Genomic DNA, 12,091 nt, shown 5'->3' on the forward strand with positions numbered 1-12,091 from the left:
CGGCCGAGGCCGGCGCGGAATACCGCTCCAAGCGAGGTGCAGCATGTCGCACAAGATCGCACTGAATTTCGAAGACGGGGTCACCCGCTTCATCGACGCCAACGCCAGCGAAACCGTGGCCGACGCCGCCTACCGCCAGGGCATCAACATTCCGCTGGACTGCCGGGTCGGCGCCTGCGGCGCCTGCAAGTGCCAGGTCGAGTCCGGCAAGTACGAACTCGGCGAGGACTTCATCGACGACGCCCTCAGCGCCGAGGAGGCCGCCCAGGGCCTGGCGCTGACCTGCCAGATGCGCGCGCAGAGCGACTGCGTGGTGCGCGTGCCGATGTCCTCCAGCGCCTGCCGCATCAAGCAGGGCAGCTTCCGCGCGGCGATCCGCGAGGTGCGTGCGCTGTCCGACAGCACCCTCAGCCTGACCGTCGAGGGCGACGAGCTGGGCAAGCTGGCGTTCCTGCCCGGCCAGTACGTCAACCTGCAGGTGCCGGGCAGCGAGCAGACCCGCGCCTACTCGTTCAGCTCGATGCCGCAGGACGGCAAGGTGTCGTTCCTGATCCGCAACGTGCCGGGCGGGCTGATGAGCGGCTACCTCACCGGCGCGGCCAAGGCCGGCGACCTGATGACCATGACCGGTCCGCTGGGCAGCTTCTATCTGCGCGAGGTACAGCGTCCGCTGCTGCTGCTGGCCGGCGGCACCGGCCTGGCGCCGTTCCTGGCCATGCTCGAGAAGCTCGAGGCCGCTGCCAGCGAGCAGCCGGTGCACCTGATCTACGGCGTCACCAACGACTTCGACCTGGTCGAGCTGGACAAGCTGGAGGCCTTCGCCCGACGCCTGCCCAACTTCACCTACGGCGCCTGCGTGGCCAGTCCGGACAGCGCGTACCCCAACAAGGGCTACGTGACCCAGCACATCGCGCCGGGCCAGCTGAACGACGGCGACGTCGACATCTACCTCTGCGGTCCGCCGCCGATGGTCGAGGCGGTCAACCAGGATCTGCGCCAGCGCGGAATCCAGCCGGCGAACTTCTACTACGAGAAGTTCGCGGCCAGTGCCTGACAGTCCCTTGGGCCCGTGGTCCGGCCGAGCCGCACGGGCTATTTTTTTCACGGATGCCATGCCATGCACACGAAACGATTTGAACAGAAGGTGGCGGTGATCACCGGCGTCGCCCAGGGCATCGGTCGCCGGGTGGCCGAGCGGATGGCCGCCGAAGGCGGCCGCCTGCTGCTGGTCGACCGCTCCGAACTGGTCCACGAACTGGCCGACGAACTGGGGGGCAGCGCCGAGGTGCTGACCCTCACCGCCGACCTCGAGCAGGCCGCCGACTGCCGGCGGGTGATGGCCGCCGCGGTGGAGCGCTTCGGTCGCCTCGACATCCTCATCAACAACGTCGGCGGCACCATCTGGGCCAAGCCGTTCGAGCACTACCAGGAGCACGAGATCGAGGCCGAAGTGCGCCGCTCGCTGTTCCCCACCCTGTGGTGCTGCCACGCGGCGCTGCCGCAGATGCTCGAGCAGGGCAGCGGCGCCATCGTCAACGTCTCCTCGGTGGCCACCCGTGGCGTCAACCGGGTGCCCTACGGCGCGGCCAAGGGCGGCGTCAACGCGCTGACCGCCTGCCTGGCCTTCGAGAACGCCGAGCGCGGCATCCGCGTCAACGCCACCGCGCCGGGCGGCACCGAGGCGCCGCCGCGGCGCATCCCGCGCAACGCCGCCGAGCAGAGCGAGCAGGAGAAGGTCTGGTACCAGCAGATCGTCGACCAGACCATCGACAGCAGCCTGATGAAGCGCTACGGCAGCATCGACGAGCAGGCCGCGGCGATCCTGTTCCTCGCCTCCGACGAGGCCTCCTACATCACCGGCGTGACCCTGCCGGTCGGTGGTGGCGACCTCGGCTGATCGCGATCCTCCCCCCACCCGCTGCGGCCGCCCGCAGCGGGTTTTTTCCGTGCTGCAAATAAGAACAAGAGAAAAGCCATGAAAAAGATCGACGTCCACCAGATCATCGACAACGCGCCCTTCACCCGCTTCCACTGGATGGTGATGTGCCTGTGCGCCCTGCTGCTCATCTTCGACGGCTACGACCTGTTCATCTACGGTGTGGTGCTGCCGGTGCTGATGAAGGAGTGGGGGCTGACCCCGCTGCAGGCCGGCGCACTGGGCAGCTACGCGCTGTTCGGCATGATGTTCGGCGCCCTGGCCTTCGGCACCCTGGCCGACAAGATCGGCCGCAAGAAGGGCATCGCCATCTGCTTCGTGCTGTTCAGCGGCGCCACCGTGCTCAACGGCTTCGCCAGCGGACCGACCGAGTTCGGCATCCTGCGCTTCGTCGCCGGCCTCGGCTGCGGCGGGCTGATGCCCAACGCGGTGGCGCTGATGAACGAGTACGCGCCCAAGCGCCTGCGCAGCACCCTGGTCGCCATCATGTTCAGCGGCTATGCGGTGGGCGGCATGCTCTCCGCCGGCATCGGCATCTACATGCTGCCGGCCTTCGGCTGGCAGGCGATGTTCTTCGCCGCCGCCGTGCCGCTGCTGCTGCTGCCGGTGATCATGCTGTTCCTGCCCGAGTCGGTCGGCTTCCTGGTGCGCCAGGGCCGCAGCGCCGAAGCCCGCGCGCTGCTCGAGCGCGTCGATCCGGCGCGCAAGCTGCAAGGCGACGACGTGCTGGAAATGACCGACGTCAAGGGCAAGGGCGTCGCCGCGCTGGAGCTGTTCCGCGAGGGCCGCGCGGTGCGCACCCTGTCGATCTGGGTGGCGTTCTTCTGCTGCCTGCTGATGGTCTACGCGCTGAGCTCCTGGCTGCCCAAGCTGATGGCCAACGCCGGCTACAGCCTGGGCTCGAGCCTGTCGTTCCTGGTCGCGCTCAACTGCGGCTCGGTGTTCGGCGCCATCTTCGGCGGCTGGCTGGGCGACCGCATGAACCTGCCGCGCGTGCTGATCGCCTTCTTCGTGATCGCCGCGGTGTCGATCAGCCTGCTCGGCTTCAAGAGCCCGACGCCGGTGCTCTACGGGCTGATCGCCGTGGCCGGCGCCACCACCATCGGCACGCAGATCCTGCTCTACGCCCTGGCCGCGCAGTTCTATGGCCTGTCGATCCGCTCCACCGGCCTCGGCTGGGCCTCGGGCATCGGCCGCAACGGCGCCATCGTCGGCCCGCTGCTGGGCGGCGCGCTGCTCGGCATCAACCTGCCGCTGCAGCTCAACTTCATGGCCTTCGCCATCCCCGGCGCCATCGCCGCGATCGCCATGGTGGTCTTCTCCCTCGCTGGCCGCGAGCCGGCGGCGGCGCGCCTGGCCGATCCGGCCGTCTGACCGGCAGTGCCGGGTGGCGCGATCCGCGCCGCCCGGCCGCTGGCCGGACAGGACGGGAGACGACGCGCAACCGCGGATACCTGTCGTGGAGTGCTTTCCGGGCAATTGCCCGGAAAGGATTTCTGCTGCCCGTATTCCGCGCGTCAGTTTTCAATTCGCTATTTCCCGGTAGTTGGCAAGTGTGCGATTAGCGCACAGATAAGTCGCAGCGATGTTGTGTTATTCGGGAAAAGATAGAAGATTGATCGCAAGTTGTTGCGCGTTATCTTCAGGGTGGCGCGGCATTGATTGTCCGCGAGTTGTCGATTCGGAAATGGCTTGAACAAGGTCTTTTCGGCATTGCGCCGAAGTGGCATCGCCTGTCCGGTCGTTGCGTGGCGGCGGTGTTTACCGGCAATAGAATCCCAATAATAAAAAGAGTGAGCACATGAAGAAGAAAGCAGAGTTTCCCCTCCTGGTGATGGCCTGCAGCGGCCTGGCCCTGCCGACCCTGGCAGTCGCCGGCGGCTTCGTCGAGGACTCCACCGCGACCCTGACGGCGCGCAACTACTACTTCAGCCGCGACTTCCGCGACGTGCCGGCCGCCGCCCAGTCCAAGCAGGAGGAGTGGGCCCAGGGCTTCATCCTCAACGTCAAGTCCGGCTACACCCCGGGCCCGGTCGGCTTCGGCGTCGACGCCATCGGCCTGCTCGGCATCAAGCTCGACGGCAGCGCGGACCGCGCCGGCGCGCTGGGCACCGGCCTGATGCCGCGCCAGCAGGACGGCGAGCCGGCCGACGAGTACAGCCGCGCCGGCGCGGCGCTCAAGGTCCGGCTGTCGAAGACCGAGCTGAAGGTCGGCGAGCTGCAGCCCAACCTGCCGGTGCTGGTGTTCTCCGACATCCGCCTGCTGCCGCCGACCTTCCAGGGCGCCAGCATCGTCTCCCAGGAGTTCGCCGGGCTGACCCTGCAGGGCGGCCAGATGCGCTCGATGAGCCAGCGCGACGAGGCCGGCGACGGCCCGATGTCGCCGTGGATCGGCCGCCGCGCGGTGCTGGCGGTGACCAGCGACCGCTTCAACTACGCCGGCGCCGACTACGCCTTCAACCAGAACCGCACCAGCGTGGGCGCCTGGTACGCCCAGCTGGAGGACGTCTACAACCAGCGCTTCTTCAGCCTCAAGCACAGCGAGCCGGTGGGCAGCTGGACCCTGGGCGCCAACCTCGGCTACTTCGACTCCAGCGAGGACGGCGACGAGCTGGCCGGCGCCATCGACAACCAGACCTTCTACACCATGCTGTCGGCCAAGCGCGGCGGCCACACCTTCCAGGTCGGCTACCAGAACCTGTCCGGCGACCACGGCATGGTGCGCATCTTCGGCAACGTGACGCCGCTGGCCAACGAGCTGCCGACCTTCGACTTCGCCTCCACCGACGAGCGTTCCTGGCAGGCGCGCTACGACTACGACTTCGCCGCCCTGGGCATTCCGGGCCTGGTCAGCACCGTGCGCTACGTGAAGGGCGACAACGTCGACACCGGCACCGCCGAGGAAGGCAAGGACTGGGAGCGCGACCTGGATCTCGGCTACACCGTGCAGAGCGGTCCGCTGAAGAACGTCAGCGTGCGCGTGCGCAACGTCACCGCGCGTTCCAACTATCGCGCCAGCATCGACGAGAACCGGCTGATCATCAGCTACAACCTGGCGATCTTCTGATTCGGCGCCGGTCCGGCGCACTAACGAGTTTTACGGGGCTTGCCCGCCGCAAGGCGGGCCTTTTTAGCCTGGAACACGAATGGCCTTGTTTGAAGTTTCGCCCGGCAACTGGCCGGTTTGCGGAATAAGGCAGGGTCGCGTCCGCAGAAAGACAATTTGAAGTTTCATCTCGAGTTGCCGCAAGGAATAGAAAGACAACTGATTCATTGAAGGTAGTTTCATCCACTGTCATCTGGCTGGTTCTGGAGAACGCAATGCACAACAACAAGAAAGCATTTCCGATCCGCGCAACTTCCCCGCGCAAGCTGTTTGCCACCCGTGCCCTGACCCTGGCGCTGACCACGGCACTCGCCGGCCTCGCCCAGGCCGCCGAGCCGGTCAAGGTCGGCATCCTGCTGCCGTTCACCGGCACCTTCGCCGCCCTCGGCGAGGCCACCCACAACGGCCTCAAGCTGGCCATCGAGCAGCAGGGCGGCAAGCTCGGCGGCCGCGAGGTCGAGTTCGTGGTGGTCGACAGCGAGGCCGACCCGGGCAAGGCGGTGCAGAACATGCAGAAGCTGGTGTCCGGCGCCAAGGTCGACGTGGTGATCGGCCCGGTGCACTCGGGCGTCGGCATGGGCGCGGTCAAGGTCGCCCGCGAGACCGGCGTGCCGCTGATCATCCCCAACGCCGGCTTCAACGCCGCCACCGGCCAGCTGTGCGCGGCCAACGTCTTCCGCACCTCGTTCACCTCCTGGCAGACCGCCTTCCCGATGGGCAAGATCGCTGCCGCCAAGGGCTACAAGAACATCGTCACCGTGGCCTGGCGCTACGGCTTCGGCACCGAGTCGGTGGACGGCTTCAAGGAAGGCTTCGAGCAGGCCGGCGGCAAGGTGACCAAGGAAATCTACCTGCCGTTCCCCGAGGTCGAGTTCCAGTCGCAGCTGACCGAGATCGCCGCGCTCAAGCCCGATGCGGTGTTCGTGTTCTTCGCCGGCGGCGGCGCCGCCAAGTTCGTCCAGGACTACGCCGCGGCCGGCCTCAAGGGCAAGATCCCGCTGCTCGGCTCGGGCTTCCTCACCGAGGGCACCCTCGCCGCCCAGGGCCAGGCCGCCGAGGGCCTGCTGACCACCCTGCACTACGCCGACTCGCTGGAGACCGAGCAGAACGCCAAGTTCCGCGGCGACTACAAGCAGCAGTTCGGCAAGGAGGCCGACCTCTACGCGGTGCAGGGCTACGACACCGGCCTGCTGCTCGCCCAGTCGCTGGCCGCGGTGGCCGGCAACACCGGGGACCGCGCCGCCTGGATCCAGGCCATGGAGAACGCGCGCATCGCCAGCCCGCGCGGCGAGTGGACCTTCTCCAAGGCGCACAACCCGGTGCAGAACGTCTACCTGCGCGAGGTGCGCAACGGCGCCAACGTGGTGGTCGACGTCGCCAGCGCCGCGCTCAGCGACCCGGCGCCGGGCTGCAAGCTCGAGCAGGTCGCCAAGCGCTGAGTGACCGCGTCCCGGGCGGTCGGCGCCCGGGACGCCGGTGTTCGCCCCCGGGCGCCGGCGGCTCCTGTCCCCTGGCCGCCGGCGTCCGGGCCTCCCGCATTGCATCGCGTGGATCGCTATCCCATGGACTTCGCCAACATCCTCATCCAGACCATGAACGGTCTGCAGTACGGGCTGCTGCTGTTCCTCATCGCCAGCGGCCTGACCCTGATCTTCGGCATCATGCACATCATCAACCTGGCCCACGGCGCGCTGTACATGGTCGGCGCCTACCTGGCCTGGTGGCTGACCGCGCTGGTCGGCCAGCTGTTCCTCGCCATCCTCCTGGCCATCCCGCTGGCGGTCGGCATCGGCGTGCTCATCGAGCGCTTCCTGATGCAGGCGCTGTACAAGCGCAACCACCTCGACCAGGTGCTGCTGACCTTCGGCCTGATCCTGGTGTTCGACGCCCTGCAGGGCATCCTCTGGGGCAACGACGTGCACAGCGTGGCGATCCCGGCGTTCCTGTCCGGCTCCATCGCCCTCACCGACACCCTCGACTACCCGGTGTACCGGCTGTTCGTCTCGGCGCTGTGCGGCCTGATCGCCCTGGCCATGTACCTGATCCTGCAGCGCACCCGCTTAGGGATGATCATCCGCGGCGGCGCCAGCAACCGCGAGATGGTCCAGGGCCTGGGCATCGACATCCGCCGCATCTACACCCTGGTGTTCGCCGCCGGCGCGGCGCTGACCGCCTTCGCCGGGATGATCGCCGCGCCGCTGTCCTCGGTGTACCCGGGGATGGGCAACCAGGTGCTGATCATCGCCTTCGTGGTGGTGGTGATCGGCGGGCTGGGCTCGATCCGCGGCGCCTTCCTCGGCGCCCTGCTGGTCGGCCTGACCGCCACCTGGGGCGCCGTGCTGGTGCCCGACTTCGCCGGCATGGTGGTCTACGTGCTGATGGCCGCGGTGCTGCTGTTCAAGCCGCGCGGCCTGTTCGCCTGAGGAGAGTTTCGACATGCGTATCCTGCCCACGCCGATCCGCCTGCTGCTGGCGCTCGGCACCCTGCTGCTGGCCCTCTATCCGCTGCTGGGCGCGACCTTGGCCGGCGAGCAGCACGACTTCTACCTGCAGAAGCTCACCAGCATCATGATCCTCGCCATAGTCGCGCTGAGCCTCGACCTGCTGGTCGGCATCGGCGGCATGGTCAGCCTGGCCCAGGCGGCGTTCTTCGGCATCGCCGGCTACACCCTGGTGCTGGTCGCCCCCGAGTACGAGGCGATCAGCATCTGGGTCGCTCTGCCGGTGTGCCTGGGCGTCAGTGCCCTGGCCGCGCTGGTCATGGGCCTGCTGATCATCCGCACCTCGGGGATCTTCTTCATCATGGCGACCATCGCCTTCTCGCAGATGCTCTACTACCTGTTCCACGACAGCGCCTTCGCCGGCGGCTCGGACGGCGCCTACCTGTTCATGAAGCCCGCGGTGAGCATCGCCGGCGTGCAGCTGCTCGACCTGGACAACCGCCAGACCCTGTTCTACGTGGCGCTGGCCTCGCTGGTCGGGGTGTTCCTGCTGCTGCGCACCTTCCTGCGCGCGCCCTTCGGCCAGGTGCTGCTGGGCATCCGCGAGAACGAGTCGCGCATCCGCGCCATGGGCTACAACCCGCTGTACTACAAGCTCGCCGCCTTCGTCATCGCCGGCACCCTGGCCGGCTACGCCGGCATGCTGTCGGCCACCCAGTACGGCTTCGTCAGCCCCAGCCAGGTCGGCTGGGAACTGTCGGCGCACGCCCTGGTGATGGTCATCCTCGGCGGCATGGGCAGCCTGTTCGGCGCCATCCTCGGCGCCTTCGCCTTCGAGGGCCTGCATTACGGCTTCGCCGCGCTGACCCCGCACTGGGAGCTGCTGATGGGCCTGGTGGTGATCGGCATGGTGCTGCTGCTGCCGCGCGGCATCGCCGGGCTGCTGCTGCAGCTGTGCGAACGCAAGCCAGCGAACGACAAGGCCGCTGCCGCGGCCGGCAAGGTGCAAGAGGAGGCAGCACGATGAGCGCGATCATTCTGGAAACCCGCGGCCTGACCAAGACCTTCGGCGGTCTCACCGCGGTCAACGGCGTCAACCTGCAGGTCGGCGAGCGCGAGGTTCACGCCATCATCGGCCCCAACGGCGCCGGCAAGAGCACCATGGTCAACCTGCTGTCCGGGCACCTGCCGCCCTGCGACGGGCAGATCCTGTTCAGGGGCCAGGACATCACCGGCACACCGCCGCAGCGCATCTCGCACCTGGGCATGGGCCGCAGCTTCCAGCGCACCAACATCTTCCCGACCTTCACCTGCCTGGACAACTGCTGGCTGGCGGCGCAGTCGCGGCTGAAGAACTCGTTCCGCTTCTTCCGCCGCAGCGAGAGCTACGCGGCGGTGCGCGAGCGCGCCGAGCGGGGCCTGGAGCTGTGCGGGCTGTCCGCCAAGCGCGAGCGCATCGCCGGCACCATGAGCTACGGCGAGCAGCGCCAGCTGGAGATCGGCATGGTGCTGGCCACCGAGCCGAGCTTCCTGCTGCTCGACGAGCCGATGGCGGGGATGGGCAAGGACGAGTCGAGCCGGGTGGTCGAGCTGCTCGCCAGGCTGTCGAAGGAGTACTCGCTGGTGCTGGTCGAGCACGACATGGACGCGGTGTTCAGCATCGCCCACAAGCTCACCGTGATGGTCAACGGCCAGATGCTGGCCAGCGGCCCGCTGGATGCGGTGCGCAACGACCCGGCGGTACAGGAAGCCTATCTGGGCGACGGCGAGGAGAACTTCTGATGAGCGCAGCAACGGCAATGACCACCCGCGTCGAGGCGGCCACCCCGCTGGTCGAGGCCCGCGGACTGCACACCTACTACGGCAACAGCCACGTCCTGCACGGCGTCGACCTGCACATCGCGCCGGGCGAGACCCTGGCGCTGCTCGGCCGCAACGGCATGGGCAAGAGCACCACCATCCGCTCGATCCTCGGCCTCACCGCGCCACGGCGCGGCGAGGTGCGCATCCGCGGCGAGCTGGTGACCGGCCAGCCGACCTGCCGGATCATCCGCCGCGGCATCGGCTTCGTCCCCGAGGGACGCGGCATGTTCCCCAACCTCACCGTGCGCGAGAGCCTGGTGATGGCCGCGCGGCCCGGCGTCGACGGCCGCCGCGACTGGACCCTGGAGCGCGTGCTGGCGACCTTCCCGCGCCTGACCGAGCGCTACGGCCACCTGACCGGCAACCTGTCCGGCGGCGAGCAGCAGATGGTCGCCATCGGCCGCGCGCTGATGACCAACCCCGAGCTGATGATCCTCGACGAGGCCACCGAAGGCCTGGCGCCGCTGATCCGCAAGGAGATCTGGCAGGTGATCCGCGCGATCAAGGACAGCGGCATCGCCACCCTGGTGGTCGACAAGAACGTCGGCGTGCTGCTCGACCTGACCGAGCGCAGCATGATCATGGTCAAGGGCCGGGTGGTCTACGACGGGCTGAGCAGGGAGCTCAAGCAGCGGCCGGAGCTGCTCCAGGAGCATATCGGCCTGTGAAGCATCCGCTCCGCTTCCCGCGTGCGGGAGCCGGAGCGGCGTCCCCCGGCGGCCGACGCAGGCGGAACCTGCGCCGGCCGCTGCATCGTTTCAGCGCACCGCCTGGCCGCTGTACTGGCTGACCCGCTGGCGCGCTTCCCGGAGCAGGCCGGCGCCGTCGCGGTAGCCCTGGCGCTCCAGCTCGCTCACCCACTCGCCGTCCAGGCTGCGCGCCGCGTCCATCCAGCGCTGCTGCTCCTCGGCGGTGAGGAAGTGGATCTGGTTGCCGCGCGCGCGGGCCAGCTCGCGGCCGGTGTCCACCACCCGGGTATCCCACAGGCGGCCGGCATGCGCCGACAGCGCCCGCCCGCTGTTGGCGTCGATGATCCTGCGCAGGTCCTCCGGCAGGCTGTCGTAGCGCGCCTGGTTCATCGCCAGCACCAGCGCCGCGTGCATCAGCTTGGGCATGCCCTCGGCCGTCTCGGTGTGGTGCTGGACCCGCTCCTGCAGCTTCACCGAGGTGACCACGTCCCACGGCACTGCGGCGCCGTCGAGCAGGCCGCGGGCCAGCGCCGCCGGCACCGGATTGATCGGCATGGCCTGCGGCGCGCCGCCGAACAGCTCGATCAGCCGGCTCTGCACCGGGTTGGCGGTGCGCAGGCGCAGGCCGGCGAAGTCGGCCATGCTGCGGATCGGCTGCTTGCGGGTGTGCAGCAGCACGCTGTCGGTGAGGTGGGTGGCGAGCAGGTGGACGCCCTGGTACTCGCGCTGGCCGTGGGCCTGCAGGAAGTCCCACAGCGCCTGGCTGCCGGCCTCGGCGGAGCGGTTCATGAACGGCAGCTCGAACACCCCGGTCAGCGGGTAGCGGCCGCTGGCGTAGCCGGGCAGCGCCCAGACGATGTCCGCGGTGCCGTCGCGCGCCTGGTCGAGCAGTTGCGCCGGCTTGCCGCCGAGCTGCATCGCCGGGAAGAAGTGGAAGCGGATGCGCCCGCCGGACTCCTGGCTGATCCTGTCGGCCCAGGGCTGGATGAACTCGCGCTGGGTGAAGGAATCGTGCGGCATGAAGTGGTGCACCTTGAGGGTGACCTTGGTCTCCTGGGCGGCGAGCGCCGTCAGGCTGGCGCCCATGCAGAGCGCGGCGAGGGTGGTGCGTAGTGGTTTCACCATGACTGTCCTTGTTGTTGTTCGGGCTTGGACGGTCCGCGGGCTGCGGTCCGCGGCCTATGCTGGGCGGCGGCCGGGCGGCGGACAATCGGCGCCGGCGGCTTGTGGGCGATAGGCGCACACAAAGTGCGGGCAAGCCCGGCGCTCGGCCGGCGGTCTTCCGCTGGCGTTGCGCCGGCGCCCGAGGGCGTAGAATGGCCGCCCTTTGGTTGCCGGAGTCCCGCCGTGTCGAATGCCCAGCCGTCCCCCCCGCGCCGCCGCCTGCGCCGCGTCCTGGCCGCCCTGAGCGGGCTGCTGGTGCTGGGCGCGACCGGCGGCAGCTTCTACCTGAACGAGCAGCGGCCGCAGCGCGCCGGCGAGCTGGCGTTGCCCGGCCTCGCCGCGCCGGTGGCGGTGCGCTTCGACGCCCAGGGCGTGCCGCACGTCCGTGCGCAGAACGAGGCCGACCTGTACCGCGCGCTGGGCTACCTGCACGCCCAGGAGCGGCTGTTCCAGATGGAGCTGCTGCGCCGTCTGGCGCGCGGCGAGCTGGCCGAGGTGCTCGGCGCCGGGCTGGTCGACACCGACCGCCTGTTCCGCACCTTGCGCCTGGGCGAGCGGGCCGCCGCCATGGCCGCCGCCGAGGACAAGACGGCGCCGGCCTGGCAAGCGCTGCAGGCCTACCTCGCCGGCATCAACCACTACCAGGCCAGCCGCGCCCTGCCGCTGGAGTTCGACCTGCTCGGCATCCGCCCGCGGCCGTTCAGCGCCGAGGACAGCTTCGCGGTGATCGGCTACATGGCCTACAGCTTCGCCGCCGCCCTGCGCAGCGAGCCGCTGCTGACTCATATCCGCGACCGGCTCGGCGCCGGCTACCTGGACATCTTCGGCCTCGCCGGCGCCGCGGCCGGTCCCGCGCCGGCGCTGGCCGGCGCCGACTGGCGCGGCCTGCACG

The 12,091-nt window shown here is 69.0% G+C and carries 11 protein-coding genes; 10 read left to right on the top strand and 1 reads right to left on the bottom strand.

What is annotated here, in order from left to right; translation table 11 throughout:
- Positions 1 to 43 precede the first annotated feature (43 nt).
- The 9 genes from benC to E5198_RS12580 all read left to right on the top strand — a co-directional run bounded on the left by benC (position 44) and on the right by E5198_RS12580 (position 10,014).
- Positions 44 to 1,054, top strand: a complete 1,011-nt coding sequence (gene benC, locus E5198_RS12540) for a benzoate 1,2-dioxygenase electron transfer component BenC (protein ID WP_136490332.1) — start codon at positions 44 to 46, stop codon at positions 1,052 to 1,054.
- Between the two features lie 63 nt (positions 1,055 to 1,117).
- Entirely contained in the window at positions 1,118 to 1,897 is a 780-nt protein-coding gene (locus E5198_RS12545) for a 1,6-dihydroxycyclohexa-2,4-diene-1-carboxylate dehydrogenase (protein ID WP_136490333.1), read from the top strand.
- 78 nt (positions 1,898 to 1,975) lie between these two features.
- Complete coding sequence (locus E5198_RS12550) at positions 1,976 to 3,310, top strand: MFS transporter (RefSeq protein WP_136490334.1); 1,335 nt, start codon at positions 1,976 to 1,978, stop codon at positions 3,308 to 3,310.
- A 427-nt stretch (positions 3,311 to 3,737) separates the two neighbouring features.
- Positions 3,738 to 5,003, top strand: a complete 1,266-nt coding sequence (locus E5198_RS12555) for an OprD family porin (protein WP_136490335.1) — start codon at positions 3,738 to 3,740, stop codon at positions 5,001 to 5,003.
- Positions 5,004 to 5,257: 254 nt separating this feature from the next.
- A complete protein-coding gene (locus E5198_RS12560; protein ID WP_136490336.1) occupies positions 5,258 to 6,481 on the top strand; it encodes an ABC transporter substrate-binding protein in 1,224 nt (407 codons plus the stop codon).
- 123 nt (positions 6,482 to 6,604) lie between these two features.
- Positions 6,605 to 7,465 (top strand): branched-chain amino acid ABC transporter permease, encoded by an 861-nt coding sequence (locus E5198_RS12565; RefSeq protein ID WP_136490337.1) that lies wholly within the window; start codon positions 6,605 to 6,607, stop codon positions 7,463 to 7,465.
- Positions 7,466 to 7,478: 13 nt separating this feature from the next.
- Complete coding sequence (locus E5198_RS12570) at positions 7,479 to 8,510, top strand: branched-chain amino acid ABC transporter permease (protein ID WP_136490338.1); 1,032 nt, start codon at positions 7,479 to 7,481, stop codon at positions 8,508 to 8,510.
- Positions 8,507 to 9,265 (top strand): ABC transporter ATP-binding protein, encoded by a 759-nt coding sequence (locus E5198_RS12575; protein ID WP_136490339.1) that lies wholly within the window; start codon positions 8,507 to 8,509, stop codon positions 9,263 to 9,265. The genes E5198_RS12570 and E5198_RS12575 overlap by 4 nt, the downstream gene beginning before the upstream one ends.
- Complete coding sequence (locus E5198_RS12580; RefSeq protein ID WP_256659086.1) at positions 9,265 to 10,014, top strand: ABC transporter ATP-binding protein; 750 nt, start codon at positions 9,265 to 9,267, stop codon at positions 10,012 to 10,014. The genes E5198_RS12575 and E5198_RS12580 overlap by 1 nt, the downstream gene beginning before the upstream one ends.
- A gap of 90 nt (positions 10,015 to 10,104) precedes the next feature.
- Here the strand turns inward: E5198_RS12580 and E5198_RS12585 are convergent, their stop codons facing one another.
- The gene (locus E5198_RS12585; protein WP_372239882.1) at positions 10,105 to 11,160 is read right to left on the bottom strand and encodes a TRAP transporter substrate-binding protein; all 1,056 of its coding nucleotides are present in this window, start codon (positions 11,158 to 11,160) and stop codon (positions 10,105 to 10,107) included.
- A 258-nt stretch (positions 11,161 to 11,418) separates the two neighbouring features.
- Between E5198_RS12585 and E5198_RS12590 the strand changes: the two genes are divergently transcribed.
- A partial coding sequence (locus E5198_RS12590) for a penicillin acylase family protein (protein ID WP_136490344.1) occupies positions 11,419 to 12,091 on the top strand: 673 nt, incomplete at its 3' end.

Origin of the sequence: Pseudomonas sp. A-1 (assembly GCF_004801855.1) — a bacterium.
Taxonomy (GTDB): domain Bacteria; phylum Pseudomonadota; class Gammaproteobacteria; order Pseudomonadales; family Pseudomonadaceae; genus Geopseudomonas.

Excerpts from the sequence above, each read along its gene's own strand:
- benC (WP_136490332.1), top strand. The coding sequence starts at position 44 with ATGTCGCACAAGATCGCACTGAATTTCGAAGACGGGGTCACCCGCTTC.
- E5198_RS12545 (WP_136490333.1), top strand. The coding sequence starts at position 1,118 with ATGCACACGAAACGATTTGAACAGAAGGTGGCGGTGATCACCGGCGTC.
- E5198_RS12550 (WP_136490334.1), top strand. The coding sequence starts at position 1,976 with ATGAAAAAGATCGACGTCCACCAGATCATCGACAACGCGCCCTTCACC.
- E5198_RS12555 (WP_136490335.1), top strand. The coding sequence starts at position 3,738 with ATGAAGAAGAAAGCAGAGTTTCCCCTCCTGGTGATGGCCTGCAGCGGC.
- E5198_RS12560 (WP_136490336.1), top strand. The coding sequence starts at position 5,258 with ATGCACAACAACAAGAAAGCATTTCCGATCCGCGCAACTTCCCCGCGC.
- E5198_RS12565 (WP_136490337.1), top strand. The coding sequence starts at position 6,605 with ATGGACTTCGCCAACATCCTCATCCAGACCATGAACGGTCTGCAGTAC.
- E5198_RS12570 (WP_136490338.1), top strand. The coding sequence starts at position 7,479 with ATGCGTATCCTGCCCACGCCGATCCGCCTGCTGCTGGCGCTCGGCACC.
- E5198_RS12575 (WP_136490339.1), top strand. The coding sequence starts at position 8,507 with ATGAGCGCGATCATTCTGGAAACCCGCGGCCTGACCAAGACCTTCGGC.
- E5198_RS12580 (WP_256659086.1), top strand. The coding sequence starts at position 9,265 with ATGAGCGCAGCAACGGCAATGACCACCCGCGTCGAGGCGGCCACCCCG.
- E5198_RS12585 (WP_372239882.1), bottom strand. The coding sequence starts at position 11,160 with ATGGTGAAACCACTACGCACCACCCTCGCCGCGCTCTGCATGGGCGCC.